Annotated in this window: 12 protein-coding genes and 1 pseudogene; 9 read left to right on the top strand and 4 right to left on the bottom strand. The window is 69.7% G+C overall.

Annotated features, from left to right (window positions below; translation table 11 throughout):
* Positions 1-32 precede the first annotated feature (32 nt).
* The 9 genes from ACIQNG_RS26040 to ACIQNG_RS26000 all read left to right on the top strand — a co-directional run bounded on the left by ACIQNG_RS26040 (position 33) and on the right by ACIQNG_RS26000 (position 14,510).
* The gene (locus ACIQNG_RS26040; RefSeq protein ID WP_401488262.1) at positions 33-1,076 is read left to right on the top strand and encodes a zinc-binding dehydrogenase; all 1,044 of its coding nucleotides are present in this window, start codon (positions 33-35) and stop codon (positions 1,074-1,076) included.
* On the top strand, positions 1,073-1,834 hold the full coding sequence (locus tag ACIQNG_RS26035; protein WP_401488260.1) for an SDR family oxidoreductase: 762 nt from the start codon (positions 1,073-1,075) through the stop codon (positions 1,832-1,834). Before ACIQNG_RS26040 ends, ACIQNG_RS26035 begins: the two co-directional genes overlap by 4 nt.
* Positions 1,831-2,460 (top strand): bifunctional 4-hydroxy-2-oxoglutarate aldolase/2-dehydro-3-deoxy-phosphogluconate aldolase, encoded by a 630-nt coding sequence (locus ACIQNG_RS26030; protein WP_401488258.1) that lies wholly within the window; start codon positions 1,831-1,833, stop codon positions 2,458-2,460. Before ACIQNG_RS26035 ends, ACIQNG_RS26030 begins: the two co-directional genes overlap by 4 nt.
* The gene (locus ACIQNG_RS26025) at positions 2,457-3,536 is read left to right on the top strand and encodes a PfkB family carbohydrate kinase (protein ID WP_401488256.1); all 1,080 of its coding nucleotides are present in this window, start codon (positions 2,457-2,459) and stop codon (positions 3,534-3,536) included. Before ACIQNG_RS26030 ends, ACIQNG_RS26025 begins: the two co-directional genes overlap by 4 nt.
* A gap of 36 nt (positions 3,537-3,572) precedes the next feature.
* Positions 3,573-4,601: an aldo/keto reductase gene (locus tag ACIQNG_RS26020; RefSeq protein WP_401488254.1), complete on the top strand. Its 1,029-nt coding sequence runs from the start codon at positions 3,573-3,575 to the stop codon at positions 4,599-4,601.
* On the top strand, positions 4,592-5,314 hold the full coding sequence (locus tag ACIQNG_RS26015; RefSeq protein WP_401488252.1) for a FadR/GntR family transcriptional regulator: 723 nt from the start codon (positions 4,592-4,594) through the stop codon (positions 5,312-5,314). The genes ACIQNG_RS26020 and ACIQNG_RS26015 overlap by 10 nt, the downstream gene beginning before the upstream one ends.
* Positions 5,315-5,728: 414 nt before the next feature.
* The gene (locus ACIQNG_RS26010; RefSeq protein ID WP_401488250.1) at positions 5,729-6,052 is read left to right on the top strand and encodes an L-rhamnose mutarotase; all 324 of its coding nucleotides are present in this window, start codon (positions 5,729-5,731) and stop codon (positions 6,050-6,052) included.
* 606 nt (positions 6,053-6,658) lie between these two features.
* A complete protein-coding gene (locus tag ACIQNG_RS26005) occupies positions 6,659-14,113 on the top strand; it encodes a LamG-like jellyroll fold domain-containing protein (RefSeq protein WP_401488248.1) in 7,455 nt (2,484 codons plus the stop codon).
* Positions 14,114-14,267: 154 nt separating this feature from the next.
* Positions 14,268-14,510 (top strand): hypothetical protein, encoded by a 243-nt coding sequence (locus ACIQNG_RS26000; protein ID WP_401488542.1) that lies wholly within the window; start codon positions 14,268-14,270, stop codon positions 14,508-14,510.
* Positions 14,511-14,522: 12 nt separating this feature from the next.
* Here the strand turns inward: ACIQNG_RS26000 and thrS are convergent, their stop codons facing one another.
* The 4 genes and pseudogenes from thrS to ACIQNG_RS25980 all read right to left on the bottom strand — a co-directional run.
* Positions 14,523-15,749, bottom strand: a complete 1,227-nt coding sequence (gene thrS, locus ACIQNG_RS25995) for a threonine--tRNA ligase (protein ID WP_401488540.1) — start codon at positions 15,747-15,749, stop codon at positions 14,523-14,525.
* A 471-nt stretch (positions 15,750-16,220) separates the two neighbouring features.
* Positions 16,221-16,799, bottom strand: a complete 579-nt coding sequence (locus tag ACIQNG_RS25990) for a hypothetical protein (protein ID WP_401488246.1) — start codon at positions 16,797-16,799, stop codon at positions 16,221-16,223.
* A gap of 272 nt (positions 16,800-17,071) precedes the next feature.
* Positions 17,072-17,812 carry a class I SAM-dependent methyltransferase gene (locus tag ACIQNG_RS25985; RefSeq protein WP_401488244.1) on the bottom strand — a complete coding sequence of 247 codons (741 nt, stop codon included), beginning with the start codon at positions 17,810-17,812 and terminating at the stop codon, positions 17,072-17,074.
* A 505-nt stretch (positions 17,813-18,317) separates the two neighbouring features.
* Positions 18,318-18,478 (bottom strand): annotated as a pseudogene (locus ACIQNG_RS25980) (IS110 family transposase); the annotation flags it as partial.

Genomic DNA, 18,478 nt, shown 5'->3' with positions numbered 1-18,478 from the left:
ACCGTCGGCGTCCGCGCTGAAAGGACCCCACGATGACACTCGCAGTCCGATACACCGCCGCCCGCACGCTGGAGACAGCGCTTGTCGAACCCTCCGCCCCCGGCCCGGGCGAGGTGGAGGTGGCCCCCGCCTATGTCGGTATCTGCGGCACCGACCTGCACATCTTCCACGGCGACATGGACACCCGGGTGGATGCGCCCGCCGTCCTCGGCCACGAGATGTCCGGGCGCGTCGTCCGGGTCGGGCCGGGCGTGGAGGGCTGGGCACCCGGAGACGCGGTGACCGTGATGCCCCTACGCTGGGACGGAGCCTGTCCCGCGTGCCGGGCCGGCCACCAGCACGTCTGCCAGCATCTCGACTTCATCGGCATCGACTCCCCGGGCGCGATGCAACAGCGCTGGACCGTGCCCGCCGCCACCCTCGTCCGCCTGCCGCCGTCCCTTTCCCTGGACCGGGCAGCGCTCGTCGAACCCACGGCGGTCGCCGTCCACGATGTCGGCCGGGCCGGTGTCCGCGACGGCGAGAAGGTCGTCGTGGTCGGCGGGGGCCCCGTCGGAGTGCTCATCGCGCTGGTCGCGCGGGCCGCGGGGGCCGACGTCCGGGTGGTGGAGCTCAGCGCTCACCGGCGCCTGATCGCCGCGAAGCTGGGTCTGGTCGGCTGGGACCCGGCCGCCGTCCATGTCCCTGACCTGCTCCGGGAGTGGACCGGCGACGCCGGCGCGGACGTCGCGTTCGAGGTCTCCGGCGCGGCGGGCGGGGTGGACACCGCGGTCGAAGTGCTGGGCGTACGGGGCCGCCTGTGTCTTGTGGCCATCCACCCCCGGCCACGTGAGGTCGACCTCCACCGCTTCTTCTGGCGCGAACTCACCCTCGTCGGAGCCCGGTTGTACGACCGCTCCGACTTCGAGAAGGCGGCGGAACTGGTGGCCGACGGCACCGTCCCCGCCGACCGGCTGATCAGCAAGGTCGTGCCGCTCGCCGAGGCGCCGTCGGCGTTCGCGGCTCTGGAGAGCGGCACAGACGTGATGAAGATCCTCGTCGACTGCACGGACGACACACAGGGAGCAGCCGCATGAACGCGTTCGATCTCACCGGCAGACTCGCTGTCGTCACCGGCGCCCGGCGCGGTATCGGCCGGGCCATGGCCCGCGCGCTCGCCGAGGCCGGCGCGGACGTCATCGGCGTCAGCGCCACGCTGGAGGCATCCGGGAGCGGCGTGGAGAGGGATGTGGTGGCCGCAGGCCGCGCCTTCGAGGCGATCCGAGCCGATTTCGCCGATCCCGGGGCCGTACGGGCTCTGGGCGCGGATCTCGCCGGACGCGAACGGCCGGTGGACATCCTGGTGAACAACGCGGGCACCATCCGCCGCGCTCCGGCAGCCGAACATCCGGACGCGGACTGGGAGCTGGTGCTCCAGGTCAACCTCAGTGCGCAGTTCGCGCTCAGCCGGGCGGTCGGCGCGGCCATGGTGGCCCGCGGTCGCGGCAAGATCATCTTCACGGCGTCGCTTCTCAGCCACCAGGGTGGCATCACCGTCCCCGGTTACACCGCCGCCAAGCACGGTGTCGCCGGGCTGACCAAGGCCCTCGCCAACGAATGGGCACCGCGCGGCGTCAATGTCAACGCCATCGCTCCGGGCTACATCGCCACCGACAACACCCAGGCCCTGCGGGACGACGCGGCGCGCAGCAAGGCGATCCTCGATCGTATCCCGGCCGGACGGTGGGGCGGCGCCGACGATCTGGCGGGCGCCACCGTCTTTCTCGCCTCGGACGCCGCCGCCTACGTCCACGGCACCGTCCTGCCCGTCGACGGCGGATGGCTGGGCCGATGACCGTCGACTCGGCCGCCTTCCTGTCCGGCGCCCGGATCATGCCGGTACTGACCGTCCCGTCCGCGGCGAACGCCGGTCCGCTCACCGAAGCGCTCGTGGCGGGCGGCGCCCGGTGTGCCGAGGTCACGCTCCGCACCGCCGACGCCGAGCACGCCCTCAAGGCGATGGCGGCGCACGGCGGACTCACGCTCGGCGCCGGTACGGTCCTCACCCCTGAACAGGCGGAACGTGCCGTGGCGGCGGGAGCCCGCTTCATCGTCTCGCCCGGCTACGCCGCGGACGTCGTCGCGGCATGCCGGAAGCTGGACGTGCCCTGCGTGCCGGGCGTCGCCACCGCCACCGAGCTGATGCGCGCCCTGCGGGCAGGTCTCGACACGGTCAAACTGTTCCCCGCCGAGCCGCTCGGCGGTATCCGCGCCCTACGGGCGCTCGCGGCCCCCTTCCCGCACGTGCGATTCGTTCCGACCGGAGGCATCGGCGCCGACCTCCTCACCGACTACCTCACCGAACCCGCGGTCCTCGCCGTCGGCGGCAGTTGGATGGCCACCGCCGCCCATCAGGAGCGCGGAGCTTACCGCGAGATCCGGCGGCTGACCGCCGCAGCCGTGGAACGGAGCATGCGATGACCCTCCGAGGGATCGACGTGATGGCGCTGGGCGAGGTGATGCTCCGCTTCGACCCGGGCGAAGGGCGCATCCGCACCGCACGCTCCTTCCAGGTGTGGGAGGGCGGCGGTGAGTACAACGTCGTACGCGCCCTGCGCCGCTGCTTCGGTCTGCCTGCTTCCGTCGTGACCGCGCTGGTCGACAACCAGGTGGGCCGGCTCGTCGAGGACCTGATCCTGCAAGGCGGCGTCGACACCTCACTTGTCCGCTGGGCGCCCGGTGACGGCATCGGCCACACCGCCCGCAACGGGCTGAACTTCGTCGAGCGCGGCTTCGGCATCCGCAGCGCCCTGGGGGTCAGCGACCGAGCGCATACGGCCGTATCCCAGCTACGCGCAGGTGACATCGACTGGGACGCGGCCTTCGCGGCGGGCCCACGCTGGTTCCACACGGGCGGCATCTTCGCCGGACTGTCCGAGACAACAGCCGACGTAGCGGAAGAGGCGATGACGGCCGCACGACGGCACGGTGTCACCGTCTCCTACGACCCCAACTACCGCCCCAGCCTCTGGGACGCACGAGGCGGCCCCGGCCGAGCCCGCGAGACCGACCTGCGGCTGGCCCGGCACGCCGATGTCGTGGTGGGCGCCTTGGGCCTGGCCGGACCGCGCCCGGGTGATCTGCGCGTCTGTGCCGAGTCGGCGGCGGACGCACTCGCGGAAGTGTCAAGCAAGGTCCCGGCGGCCAGGGTGCTGGCGACGACCCTGCGCCACGTGCACTCGGCGGGTGTGAACGACTGGTCGTCGGCCGCCTGGTCCGCAGAAACGGGCTTCGTCGCCGGCCCGGAGATGCCCGGTCTGAACATCCTGGACCGCATCGGTTCCGGCGACGGCTTCGCCGCCGGTCTGATCTACGGCCTGCTGACCGCAGACGACGCATGGCCCGGCCCACTGACAGCCACGCACCTCGAACGATCACTGGCCTACGGCACGGCGCACGGCGCTCTCGCCATGACCACACCCGGTGATGTCTCCATGGCCTCGCTCGCCGAGGTCGAGGCCCTCATGGCCGGCGCCCCGGCCGCAGTCAGACGCTGAACGGCCGCGCCACCCGCACCCCTCGGAGGAGCACAGGTGAGACACCTACCCATCGGACGTCGAACGATCACGAACACCCCTGTCGAGCTGACCGCACTCGGCTTCGGCGCCTCCGCCATCGGCAACCTGCACCGGGTCACCCCCGCCCACGACGCGACAGCCGCAGTCGAGGCGGCCTGGGAGGCCGGTGTCCGCTACTTCGACACAGCACCTCACTACGGGCTCGGCCTCTCCGAGCTGCGCCTGGGCAAAGCCCTGCGAGGCCGACCACGGGACGACTACGTCGTCTCCTCCAAAGTGGGTCGCCTGCTCGTGCCCAATGAGCAACCACGCGGCACGGACGACGAGGGGTTCGTCGTGCGGGACGACCTGCGCAGGCAGTGGGATTTCAGCCGCGGGGGAGTACTCCGCTCGATCGAGGAGACCCTGGAGCGCACGGGCCTCGACCGACTGGACATCGTCTACCTGCACGACCCGGACGACCACTTCGACCAGGCCGCCGAGGAGGCCATGCCCGCCCTGGCCGAACTGCGCGCCCAAGGTGTCATCGGTGCCATCGGCGCCGGCATGAACCAATCGGCCATGCTCGCCCGCTTCCTGCGCGAGACCGCCGCCGACGTGGTGATGCTGGCCGGCCGCTACACCCTCCTCGACCAGTTCGCCCTCGACGACGTCCTCCCCACCGCGCAGGGACTCGGCAAGAGCGTAGTGGCGGTCGGCGTGTTCAACTCGGGACTGCTCTCACACGACCGGCCCGCCCAGGGCATGACCTACGACTACGAGGAGGCTCCGCCGGCCCTGGTCGACCGGGCTCGGACGATTGCCCACGTCTGCGCCGCGCACGGAACGACCCTCCCGGCTGCGGCGATCGCCTTCCCGCACACCCACCCTAGTATCATCAATGTCACCCTCGGTATGCGGAACCCGGAACAGGTCAGACGGAACGTGGAACTCCACCATCAACCCATTCCCACCGGTCTCTGGGACGATCTCCGAGACCAAGGGCTCATCAGGCCGGATGTGCCCCACGCGAGTGCTCACGAGAGGAGTGCACCGTGTCACTGACGGACAAGGCCATCGAGCAGATCCGGAACCTCATCCGCACCGGCGCGCTGCCTCCCGGATCGAAGCTCCCACCGGAACCCGAACTGGCCGCACAACTGGGCCTGTCGCGCAACCTCGCCCGCGAAGCGGTCAAGGCCCTGGCGGTGGCCCGCATCCTGGAGGTCCGGCGCGGCGACGGCACGTACGTCACCAGTCTGCAGCCGAGCCTTCTCCTCGAAGGACTCGGCGGGGCCATGGAACTCCTGCAAGGAGACTCAGCCGCCCTGCAGGACCTGATGGAGGCACGTCGACTCCTCGAACCCGCCGCCACCGCCCTGGCCGCCACCCGGATCTCCAGCAAGCAACTGGCCGAGGTCAAAAGGCACCTCGACGCCATGCGCGAGGCACGTGAAGACGTCGAACTGCTCAACGTCCACGATGCCGCATTCCACCGTGCCGTCAGCTCGGCCACCGGCAACGAGTCGCTCCTGACCCTGCTGGAGGCCATCTCCGGCCGCACGCTGCGCGCCCGGATCTGGCGCGGACTGGTCGACGACCAGGCCGCGGGCCGGACCCTGGTCGAGCACGAGGCGATCTTCAACGCTCTGTCGAGCCGGGACGCCTTTCTCAGTCACGCCGCCGCGCTGATCCACGTGAGCAACACCGAGCAGTGGTTGAGGGAGCATCTGCGCTCCACCGAATCCGGCTCGCAGAGCGCGACGCCGGGGAAGTGACAAGCGCTGCTGGAGCGATCTCCCCCCGCAGTTCGGGCCTGTCCGAACTCCTCCACAGCAACGGCCCTCAGCACCTCGGACGAGCAGGTGACCGCCTGGTCGGCCCCGCTGTCGGTGGTAGCGCTCGGGAGACTTCCCCCGTTGACCGGCCTCGGTGACGGCTGTGACGGCTGTGACGGAGGTCGCGGCGACATGAGCGCCGACGGTAGGCGGCAGGCACCGCCTCGCCACGCGGCCCGGACCACTCCCTGTTCCGGCAACGACCGGCCCGTGATGACGCTCGACACCGACCCCCGCCACTGACTCGCTGGTGCGTGGCGACACCCATCCCGTCCACCCCTCATGAGGCCGCGCCGACCTCGGGCCCACTTGCCCGCCTATGGCGACCCCGCCGAACCGCGAGGAGAGATTCCCATGAAGCGCATCGCTCAGACGATCCGCCTGCGCCCCGAACACCGCGACGAGTACCTGCGTCTGCACGCCGCCGTCTGGCCGACCGTCGAGGACGCCCTGCGCGCCGCGAACATCCGCAACTACAGCATTCATCTGCTGGGAGACACCCTGTTCGGCTACTACGAGTACCACGGCACCGACCACGCGGCCGACCTCGCCACCATCGCCGCCGACCCGCAGACCCAGGCATGGTGGGCCCTCACCGCCCCCTGCCAGGAACGCCTGCCCGGCACCCCTGAAGAACGCCAGTGGACCGACCTCCAAGAGGTATGGCACCTGGACTGATCCGATCCCGGCGCTGTCCGCGCCACCCCACCCGCCCTGCTCACCGCACTGCCCCTCAACAGGCTGCGCAGCCTCACCCCTGAGAAGAAGGCGAGATACCTGGCAGCGCAGGACCCCGGGCGGGACCGGCCGCAGCGGCCTGGTCCCCGGCCATCCCGCCGCCGGTACCTCCCTGTTCCGCCCGGGGGCCGTACGCAGAGGATTAACCATCCCCCGAAATACGTGCGGCAATCCAATTCGTGCGGTCCGGTTTTTCCGGGGGGAAATTCCTTCGGTGGATTTCGGCCATTCCGTCCGTTGGTTCATTCAGGGTGTCGTCGCGCGATTCCGGTCACCTGCCTGATCCTCGCGACGCGCCGGTCGCCTCCCGCGCGGGGATTCCTGCCGGATAGGGGAGCGGTCTTCGGTAGGGGCAGTGGCCCGGTGGCCGAATTTCGATGCCGACGGAATCGGCTGTTCCATGCGCCGTGAAGGAGAAATAGAGATCTTGTTCGGTATTCGGCCAGTGCGGTGGTGTGTTCGACTGCACCCGGCCCCCTTCACTCACACTCACTTCTTGTCCGCCGCTGTGCGGGCCGGCCGCGGACTGCCGAGGACGGATGCTTGATGACAACGGATCAGAGTCTGGTGCGGATCTACAGTGACCGGACGTACACCTTCACCACGATGGTGCGCCACCAGGGCACGGTGATCGCCTTCGCGCTCGACAGCAACCGGCGCATCGTCTACAGCGTGCTCGACCTCTCCACACACGACGAGGCGCGCGGCGTACTGGACACCGCGTACTGGACCGAGACCCCCACCGAGGTGCCGTTCCCGAACGAGATGACCCAGGCCGGGTACGCGATCGTCGGGGCGACCGCGATGCCCAGGGTCAAGCGGGGCGGCCGTGTCGAAGCCGAGGGGGACGAGGACCTGGCCGACGAGGAGACCGACCCCTTCCTCTCCACGACGGCTCGGCTGACCGCGCCCGGCGTCCCCTTCCAGGTCCTCTCGGACGGCACGTCCGTGGTGATCCTGCGCCAGGCGATCGACCGCGGCCACGCCGACGCCCTCTTCCTGCTGAACGACGGCGGCTGCTCCGGCGACACCTCCCGTACGGACCTGGTGGCGGACTCCACCGGAGTGAAGGTGCCGGTGGTGGACGGCACCCTGCTCTGCGACCGGTTCCTGCTGGTCGGCGGGACGCTGAAGCCGACTGCGGAAGTCCGGTTCCGGCGCAGCCGCCACAAGAGCGAGCCCGAGTCGGCGAAGGACAGCCTGGGCGCGACCGACATGGACGGAACCCCCTTCCACGAGCCGACCCAGGAACTGCCGTTCATCCGCAAGCTGACCGGCGGACGCTTCGCCGCGGTCCTCGTCCCCACAGCGGTACAGGGGCAGCAGCGGTGGCAGTTCTTCGCCCACAACGACGTCACCGGCCGGATCGACATGTTCAACGTCGAGCAGGCGGCCGACGGCCTCTTCAACATCCAGGGCAGCCGCTACTGGACCAGCCCGGACCCGAAGTACCGCGACTCCGTTTTTGAACGCGAGCCGGGCACCTGCCCCTTCACCGGCCTCACCCTCGTACCGCTGAGCCCCGAAGGCGCGATGGCGGAAAGCGCCCTGCGGTTCGACGGCCAAAGCGTCACCGTGGACCTGGGAGCAGCCGACAAGCTCAAGTTCGCCGGCAAGGCCTATGCGCTGGAAGCCTGGGTCAAGCGCAGAGCGGCCGGCGGCCCGGTGCTGACCCGCTGGTCCGGGGCCGGCCAGGGCGGGTTACGGCTGCGCATCACCAACACCGGGCAACTCGTACTGGACCACGGCACCGGCTCCGTGACCTCCTCCCAGAATGTTCCCCAGGACGTCTGGACCCACATCGCCGCCTCCTTCGACGGCACCGTCGCCACGCTCTACATCAACGGCGCCTTCTGCGGCAGTGCCACCCTCCCCTACGCCTCCGACGGCACGGCCACCTTCCGGATCGGAGGCTCCGCCGCCGCAGGCGGCTTCTTCCACGGAATCATCGACGAGGTACGGATCTGGAACCGGGCCCGCGGACAGGGAGAACTGGCCGACGAACGCAGCCACCGGCTCATCGGCAACGACCCCGGCCTCGGCGCCTACTTCCGCTTCGACGAGGCCAGCGGCTGGACCCTGTACGACCAGACCGACACGAACCTGCGGGGCACGCTCGACGGATTCCCGGTCTGGGTGACATCCGAGGCCCCGGTGAGCGACCACCCCGGGGTACGCCGCGACAGCTTCACCCTCTCCGGGCGAACGGTCGTCTCCGGCCTCTCGGCCTGCCTCTACTACCAGCAGGAAGAGCTGATCACCGGCCATCAGGAGGTGGCCCGGCCCGCCAAACGACAGGCCCGGGTACTGCTGGCCTGTGCGACCCGCCCGGCCGGGAACGCCTCGGCGGACGCACACACCGCCACGGTCGACTTCGGCGTCGGGGCGGACGGGCGGCTGGCGTCGACACCGGATGTGGTCACCCTCCAGGAGATCTCCGTCCCGCCGGAGCAGCCCGCCGCCGTCACCACTCAGGAGACCAGGGTCAACCAGCTTGCCCAGGGCGTCGAAACACTGCGCACGGAGACCGCGAACCTGACGGCTGAGCAAGCCCGGCTGGAGACCGAGGCGGCCCGGTTCCAGCTGACCGCCGACCCGCTGACCTGGGTCGTGACGCTCAAGGACCCCGCCGGCGGATCGTTCTACGCCATGAACTCCACCTATCTCTTGGCCAACAACCAGACAGTCACCCACAACGGGACCGCGTTCGGCCCCTCCTCGGGTTCCTACTGGCGCCTGGCGGCAGTACCGGGAGCGGCGGGCCGATACGGGAACCCGGTCGTCACCATCACCTCCGGTATGGAGCGCTCGGACCGGATGCTGGGGCTGACCCCCGCGAACAGTCACATCCCCGGCCGCCCCGGACTGCTCACCGTCTCCTCGGGCAGCGCCCCGGCCTCGACCTCCTGGTACGTCAAGGGCGACCTGCGCGGCACCTTCACCCTCCAGAACGCCGAAACCGCACAGTGGCTGGCCCGCGTCGCCTACGACGAGGGCACGGGGAGCGCACAGTTCTGGTCCGCCATCGGCGTGATGCGCGCAGAGCAGTGGGCCTGCCCTTTCACCCTGGAGAGGTTCCAGAACGCCTTCACCCAGGAGAAGATGGCCAGGCTGACCCAGCTCCCCGCGCTCGTCGACCAGAAGTCCCAGGATCTGGCCGTCAAGGAGACCGAGCTGACGATCGCCCAGGACGAGCTCACCAGGCTGAGCCTCGGACGCCTCGGCAACGGGGATGTCCTGCTGCCGGTTCCCCACCTGAGTATCGACCCCGGTGGCCTGAGCACTGCGGGCGGGCTGCTCACCTTCGCCCGTACGGATACGACGCCCTATCTCGTCGACAGCGCGACGGGGCGGGTGGCACTCTACTTCCGCGGCACCAACGGGCAGTTCTTCGCGGCCTACCTCGACACCACGGCGGTACGCAGCGCACAGCGGCTGACCGGCGGCGGGGCGACCGTGCTGTTCACAGCCCGTGATCCCGGTATCGATCTGAGCGGCACTCAGATCCAGGTCTTCGACTGGGAGGCGTCCTCCTGCACCCTGGCGATCACCCGGGGCGCGGACAGCGAGGTCTTCAACAAGCTGCCACGTCAGATCAAGGACATGGCCGCGATTGTCAACGGCACCCAGGATGAGCCCGTCCAGGTCGGTACGGTGGCCAGCGTGTCGGGGGGCACGGTGACGCTCACCCAGCCGAGCCAGCGCGCCGTCGTCTCCGGCGCCACCCTGAGGATCGGGGACACCACCCACCAGACGGTCGCGGACGCGGTCGTCGGGACGACAACGCTGCGCGTGAATCCCGCCCCCGCCGCCGGGCTTCCCGCCGGGTCCGCGATCTCCCTGGTTCTCTACAGCCCGGACAACATCGCGGCCTCCCGGGCAGGGTTCAGCGCCACCAGGGGATCGCAGTGGATCACCGTCAGCGCGGACAAGGCGAACGGCATACTGCCGGGGGGCACCGCGACCCGGCAGGTGACCGGGCACGCCGCCCGTTGGCGGGGGGACGCACCCGGCCGGGCCTTTCAGTTCGACGGCGCCGCCCACCGCCTCTCCCTGCCCGGCACCCGGCTCGACCAGGTCGTCGCCCCCGCCGGTGACCTGACCGCCGAGGCGTGGGTGAAACCCCAGGCCGTACCCGGAACCCGGGCCCGTCTCCTGCACGTCAAACGCCAGGACACCAAGGCGGTGCTCGCCCTCACCCCGGCACCCACCAGCGGCGGCATGCTCCTCGATGGCTCCAACGACGCCATGCAGATCAACAACGCGGATCCCACCCAGACCGATTTCACCATCGAGTGCTGGCTCAAGCGCGCCGCGAACCGCACCACGGCGGACACCATCGTCTCCTGCGGCACCAACGGGCTCGTCATGGGGTTCACCTCGGACGGAAAGTTCACCTTCGGCTTCGGCTCCGGCTCCACCGCGCAGACCCTCACCACCGCCACGGCCTGGACCGACACCGAGTGGCACCACTGGGCGGTGACCTTCAACCGGACCAGCAAGATCCAGATCATCCACCGGGACGGGGTGGAAGTGGCGCGACGCACCGCCACCACAACCCCGACCGCCAGCACCTACCTCATCGTGGGACGCTCGGACAGCGGCACGACCACCCTCTTCTCCGGCCGGCTCGCCGAACTGCGCACCTGGAGCACCGCCCGGTCCGCCGCCGACATCGACACCGACCGCCACCGCCGGGTCGCCCCGAACGAGCCCGGGCTGACCGGCGCCTGGATCTACGACAAGTCCCGGCTGGGCACCGCTTACACCGACGGGCAGCTGCTGTTCGCCGACCTGGGACCGCTGGCACGCCACGGCGGCGTGTGGGGCGACCCCGCGACCTGCGACTCCGCCCTCGGGGGCCACCGGGTCATCGCCGCGGTCGGGGACAAAGTGCGGCAGAGCCGCGACACCTATCCCGGCGGGGAATGGTCCCATCTCGCCTCCGTGTACGAGCAGTCCTGGGCACTGCGGTTCGACGGCAGCGCCTGGGCGGAAGCCCCCGACGCCGACGCCCTCGACGCCACCGGAGACCTGACCATCGAGGTCTTCGCCACCATCGACGCCATCGGCACCCGGCAGGGCCTCATCTCCAAGGGCCGCCTCGGGGACGGCTCCGGCGGCAGCGTCCCGTACCAGCTCTCCGTCCTCGCCAACGGGAAACTGGAGTTCGCCTTCGAGGAGCCCGGCCCGGTCGTCAAACGCTTCACCTCCTCCACCGCACTGACGGCCGGATTCCACCGGATCGCCGTCGTCCGCAGAGCCGGGCGGACCAGCCAGGAGGTGAAGGGCACCCGGGCCTTCCCGGTCACCGACGCCTCCGGCGCCACCACGACACGCAGCGTCGACGTGGTGGAACGGGTCGACGTCGAGGAGTGGCGGGACATCACCTTCACCGTCGACGGAGCCCACCACGGCACCACCCGCTACACCGGCCCCGGCCCCCGGGGCAACAACGCCTCCCTGGACGTCGGCCGCGGCGGCGACGGCACCGCCGACCACCCGTTCAAGGGAACCATCGGCGAGATCCGCCTCTGGGGCAAGGCCCGGGAAACCGCTCAGCTCGGCACCGTGCTCCAGCCCCGGGACGAGAACTCGATCGCCCGGTGGACCTTCGAGGAGAACGACGGCAACACCACCGCCGACCTCGCCGGCGGCCACCATCTCACGCTGCGCAGGGCCCGCTGGGCCGCCGACCCCGACCCGAGGGCGAGCACCTTCACCCTCTACCGCAACGGACGCCCCATCGCCTGCGACACTCCCACCACCAACCCGCTCAGCGAATGGGGCGACGACCAGCTCACCCTCGGCGCGTACGCCCAGACCGGCACCTTCTCCGAATTCTTCCGCGGCACCCTGGAAGAAGTACGCCTCTGGCGCACCGCCCGCACCCACGAGCAACTCCTCGACAACCTCTTCACCCGGCTCAAGGGCGACAAACAGGACCTCCTCGGCTACTGGCCGTTCGACGCCGCCTCCACGACCGGCACCGCCCAAGCCGTCCTCGACCACTCCCTGCGCGGCAGCCACCTCGAACCCCGCACCGACAACAGCCGCCCCGAGATCGTGCTCTCCACCGCCCCGATCTCCGCCGACACCGCAGCCGTCCGCTCCGCCATCGCCGGCGTCCGAACCCCGTTCCACCAGCAGATCTCCGCACCACCCGCCGCCGCCGAATACGCCGACCTCCAATACGCGCCCACCGGGGAACCGCACGGCGTTCTCAAACGCTGCTACGCCCATCTCACCGACGGCTCCTGGCACCTCACCACCGGCTACAAGGTGGGCGACCTGGTCAGCGAATGGGTGAGCCAGGCCCAGTTCGACCCGCAGCTCGTCGGCTACATCGAGGGCGCGCCACCGGTCCCCTCCGAGAACCTCACCGGCACGACCGACCCCGCCGGCTGCTCGGAGGTCACCTTCGCCCAGGCGAGCGACATCACCTCCACCCTCTCCTCGGCCCGGGAACGCAGTGTGGACACCAGCTGGAGCATGACCGCGGCCACCGAGGTGGACCAGCAGTCGCTGCTGATCCTCGCGCCGCTCGGCTTCGGCACCGCCAGTCCGCTCTTCGAGGCCGACTTCACCGGCAGCATCGGCGGCAGCCTCGAATTCTCCAACGCCTGGACCGACGAAACCTCCGTCTCCCAGGGCACCAGCACCGAGCGCGACCTGACCGCCACCCTCACCGGCGCCTGGGAGGCCGGCGCCCCGCTGAACGACGCCATCGGCCCACGTTACATACCCGCCAACACCGGCTACGCGCTCGTCCAGTCCGAGACCGCCGACATCTACGCCCTGCGCCTGGCACACACCGGGGACCTGGTCGCGTACCGGATCCTGCCGAACCCGGACATCCCCAAGGACTGGAACATCATTTCCTTCCCCATCAACCCGCATTACACCAAGCAGGGCACCCTGGACGGGGCCGTCGGCTTCAACGACCGGGGCAAGGTGCTGGACCCCGCCTATCCGAACGCCGTCCAGCGCGGGGAGTGCAGCTACTTCAAACCCCGGGAGGCATACGCCATCAAGCGCCGGATCATGCGCGAGCACCAGCAACTGGAGGCGTACTACTCCACGGTGTCCACCGACACGCACACCCCGGACCCGACCGAAGGGCGCGCGGCGAAGGTGCTGGAGTCCTTCGTCGGAGCCTCTGGCAAGGGCGGGGAGAAGAAGCAGCCCACGGCCGCGATGGGATCCTTCACCAACCGGAACATCGCCAACACCTACGTCTGGACCGCTGACGGTGGGCTCTTCGCCGAGACCACCGGCACCACCGACGTCGTCACACAGACGACGGGCGGCTCCTACAGCCTCTCCGGCTCGGTGACGGGAACCCTGGAGACCGGGTTCGAGGTCTTCGGCGTCGGCTTCGGCCTCCACTTCGAGGCCACCTTCGGCGGGGGAATGACCGTCACCCGCACCCGCAGCCGGGAGGCCACCCGTTCCCACAGCCTGGAAGTGACCTGCAACCCCACCCGCGATCTGCGCAGGTACACCGACAGCAAGCCGGTCTCCGACGCCTCCGGCAAACCCGTCCTCGTCCCCGGCAAGGTCGACGCCTACCGCTTCATGACCTTCCACCTCGGCGAGGACACCATCCACTTCGACGACTTCTACCACAAGGTCGCCGACCCCGTCTGGCTCGCCAGCAGCAACGAACCCAACGCCGCCGCGCTGCGACAGGCCCGGCACAGTGCGCAGAAGCCGCCGTGCTGGCGCGTCCTGCACCGGGTCACCTACATCTCCCGCATCCTCCCGGCCGTCCCGCCCGCCGACGCGCCCCCGCTGGAGAAGGCCCTCCACGACGTGGACGTCGCCAGCAACTACGAGCTCATCCGCGCCCTCGACCCGTACGTCCGCACCGCCGCCACCTCCCGCGCGGCACTCGCCCACGCGACCCGCTCGGCCCTGAGCGCGTACCTCCCCCGGCTCCTGCCGCACGAGGCGGACATCGCACAGTTCCTCGCCGACTACTACGGCCTCACCGACTGAACCGGCCGACCGGCCCCGTATGACCTGAGCTGTCTGTCGCTGGTGGGGGAGATCATCGGGTCCGGGGGCCCGGTCCTCTCCGCGGCCGGGCGCCGACGCCCGGCCGCGGACGACGGGAGGGCGAGCCTGATGGCGATCGTGACGACCACACTGGATCAGCTGCGGGAACACGGCCCGGCCGGGCCCGTCCTCTGGCGGCACGGAGCACGACGACCCTCACCCCGGCCCGCTCCCACACCGGACCTACGCCGAACTGGTCGGCGGGCCGCCGGACGGCCTGCTGCTGGACATCCACGGATGGCGGACCGAGGAAGTCGCAGCGGCGCGCCCTGCGGAGCCTCTTCGCAGTCCGCCGACGGTCGCTCCAGACTCGCACCCTTGGCGATCAGCCGACTGACCGGGAGACCTGTTAAGAGGTGGCGTCCGCCCACAGCTCGGTGCTGTGTGTCCCGATGAGAGAGCTGATGTGGGTGAGTACGTCGCTGACCGGCTGTGGGCCGAGTCGGCGTCCGTCACGCAAGCGCAGTGCGACGAGATCGTCAGCGGCCTCCTTGGCACCGATGACTGCTTGGTAGGGAACCAGGCGGGCCTCTCGGATACGGGCGCCCAGGCTGCCGCGTTCCGGTCCCGCGACCTGGGCACGCAGTCCGAGACGGGTGCATCGCTCGGCGAGTGTCACGGCGTTCGGCGATTCGGTGTCGGAGATCGGGAGAATCACCAGCTGAGTAGGGGCGAGCCAGGCGGGGAAGGAACCGCCGTGCTGTTCGATGAGATGGGCGACGGCACGTTCCACACTGCCGATGATGCTGCGGTGGACCATGACCGGGCGGTGCTTGGCGCCGTCCGCGCCGATGTACTGCAGGTCGAACCGCTCGGGCTGGTGGAAGTCGACCTGGACGGTGGACAGGGTGGACTCCCGGCCGGCGCCGTCGGCGACCTGGACGTCGATCTTGGGGCCGTAGAACGCGGCTTCTCCCTCGGCTGCCTCGTAGGGCAGGCCGGAGCGGTCGAGGACGTCGGTCAGCAGTGCGGTGGACCGCTGCCACTTCTCGGGGGCGGCGACGTACTTGCCCCCGGGGCCCGGGAGGGAGAGCCGGTAACGGGTCGGGGAGATGCCGAGTGCCTTGTACGCCCGGCGGATCATCTCCAGCGCCGCCTGTGCTTCCTCGGCGACCTGGTCCAGGGTGCAGAAGATGTGAGCGTCGTTGAGCTGGATCGCCCGCACCCGGGTCAGCCCGCCGAGCACGCCGGAGAGCTCGGAGCGGTACATGCCTCCCAGTTCGGCCATGCGCAGGGGCAGTTCGCGGTAGCTGTGGGGGCGGGAGCGGTAGATCACCGCGTGATGAGGGCACAGGCTCGGCCGCAGGACGACCTGCTCACCGCCGAGATCCATCGGGGGGAACATGTCGTCGCTGTAGTGTGCCCAGTGGCCCGAGATTTCATAGAGTTCCCGCTTGCCGAGGACCGGTGAGTACACGTGCTGGTAGCCCGCTCGCCGCTCGGCGCTACGGATGTACTCCTCCAGGGTGTGCCTCACGGTCGCGCCGTCGGGCAGCCAGTACGGCAGACCGGCGCCGATGAGCGGGTCGGTGTCGAACAGGCCCAGTTCCCGGCCGAGCTTGCGGTGGTCGTGCACGGTGGCCATCGTGGTCTCCTTGCTGGTTGCGGAGCAAGTGACCGGGCCTACGACGAAGCCCCGGGGCACTTGCCCCGGGGCTTCGGATCAGGTCGTCTGTCAGCGCGCCGGGACACTCTCCGGCGTCGTCGTGATGGCAGCGCGCTTCATGTCGCAGACGCTAGCAGGATGCATCGATGTTCACACGGTCATTCCCCGTCATGTCCGGGCGGCGAGGTAGTAGGTCCAGCTGTCGCTGGCGCACCCGGCCCACGTCTCCGCGGTGGCGGGGCCCGGCCGAACAGGTCGGTGACGACGATGGGCGGGAGCGTGGTGACGGCCTCGATCACGGCTGTGTTCCTGGCGCGGAGGACCGTCAGGCCGTGCTGTCCGAGCAGGTTGTCCGCCACCGAACACGGCCGCCCTGCCGACGCTCTGCTTCGCAAGCGGGACACGCTGCTCCCCGGACTCTCCGGGACCACTGTCCCAACGTCATCCCGAGTCGACTGCGAGACCTCGCACGGTTGCAGTGCCGGATCGAACCACCCAGATGCCGCTGTGTGGAGGGGTTTCCTCTGAACGGCTCTTGAGTTCTTTGACATCCACTGCAGGACCCCACTGGGTTCCAGTCTCCGACCATCGCACTCCAGCGAGGTTGACACCGTCGAGGTCGACTGCCCGAAGGTCGGCCATGGTGAAGTCATTGATGAACGCGTGCACGGAGTCCCGCTCCAGCGCGGGTGCTTCCTGGCCCAGCACCATACCGATGGCTCGTGAAACCTCATTGACTCTGATGGCGACGATGGTGGAGGTGAGAACACGTTCGGGGGAGCCGACGCGCTCCAGGGCCAGTTCGAGATCGCGGGTGCGAGAGTGAGCGCGGTCAAGCAGGAGCCGGAGAGAAGAGCTCAGGCTGCGACCTGGGACACGGACGCGGTCGAGGACGCGGAGCATGGCGCGGACACGGTCGAGATCGCGGGCGATTGTGTGAGGGTGGTTGCGGTCGGTCCCGCGTTCGAGGTCGAGGGTGAGGGCCCGGTTGAGGGCGCACGCGCGCTCCAGGCCACGCACGATGTCGCCGTGACGATCGCCCCCCGTGATATGAGGGCACCGCGTTCTTCCGCGATGCCCCGTCACCTAGTGAGAGCCTGGGAAGGGCATGATCGTGAACTCTTGCTTCGAACTGATCGGCACGCAGCCGTGCGCGGTCGAGCTGGCGGCGATTCTGACGTACATCTACGGCGATCAGGACATATCCGTGGAATGCGCTCGGCTATCTCCGCGAGGGAAATACCGTCGTCGTCCCGTCCGTGGACCGGCTTGGCCGCTCGATCCAGGACCTCTTACGGTTTGTGGGCCACCCAGAGCAGTTCCGCCGGCCAGCGGTGTGCCCAGTCGGGTGGGTCGGTTTCGTTGTAGCCGTTGGGTGTTCCGAGTTCAGGCCGCGGCTCGATGAGGTCGTCGATGATGAGACCCGCGCCGCGCAGGACCTTGACCCAGTCGCCGTAGGTGAGCTGATAGCTGGTCGCGCCGGCGTCTTCGGCGATGGTGTTCAGCCCGAAGTAGTCCTGCTGCAGCGTCGTGGTCACGCGGCTGGCGGCTTCGTCGTAGCAGGCTTCGAACCATGGGCTGGCGACGTTGAACACCAGGCGCCCGCCTCGGCCCAAAACGCGTGCGGCGTGCGGGACGGCCAGGTGCGGGGGCGCCCAGCTGAGCCCGCCGAAGTCGCAGAACACCAGGTCGAAGCTGTCGGCGGCGAAGGGGAGTTGTTCGGCGGCGCCTTGCACCAGCGGGTAGCGGGTCGCTCCCATCGCGCGGGCCGCTGCGGTGAGTTGGGCCTCGGACAGGTCGAGCCCGACCACGGTGGCGCCCTCGGCGGCGAGTGCCCTGGACCACTGGCCGGCGCCGCAGCCGAGTTCGAGGACACGCTTGCCGGTGACATCGCCCAGGGCGTGCAGGTGCGCGTCGGGGATGGAGTACATGCCCCACAGCCGGGGGGTGGCGCCGATTTGCGGGTCGTGCTCGTGCTGGTAGGCGCTGCTGATCTTGTTCCAGAGCCGCCGGTTGGCGGGGATGCTGTCCACGCGCCGACTCCAGCACTGACTGCCGGGGGCGGTCAACACGATTAGGGCACAGGCCGGTCCCCGCATCGGTCCGGCCCTGGCTCGGCCCGTGATCCGCCGGGCGAGCCCTGAGCCGCGTGCTGGTAGTTCGGAGTAGGCGCGGATCACAACGCCCCCGGCCCCCGCCCGGGACAGACCTGGGCACGCCCAGTGCGACCCCGGTTCTTTACTGCCCGGCCCCTCGGCCAGCGCGCAGCCGTCGGCGGGGCGCCCCAGCATGCCTGGCGACGGAAGCGACGGATTCCAGCGCGATGTGATCGGCACCGTAGAGTCGGTAGCAGACGATGGTCGATGCTGCGCCGGTGGTCACGTACGGCGTGGAGGTCGGGGCGGGGAGAACCTCAACACCCACCTGGCCACCGGGGTGAAACGGTATGAAGCGGAGCGCGACTGGCTCACCACCGTCCGTCTCCCGCCTACGCACCGGACCTGAACCCCGAAGCCGTCTGGAAGCTCCTATAGATCGTCAAGCGGTCTGTAGGAGTTGGTTCTGTGGGATGTTCATGCTGGTCAGGTACTTGTAGACCTCACGCGCGATGAAGCGTTTGAGGCAGCGGAAGATGTCCTTCTTTGACATGCCTTCGGCTGTGCGCCGGGCGACGTAGAGCCGCGTGCGGGGGTCGTAGC

It is taken from the genome of Streptomyces sp. NPDC091377, from assembly GCF_044757045.1.
Lineage (GTDB): Bacteria > Actinomycetota > Actinomycetes > Streptomycetales > Streptomycetaceae > Streptomyces.
This window is presented reverse-complemented; position numbering and strand designations above follow the sequence as displayed.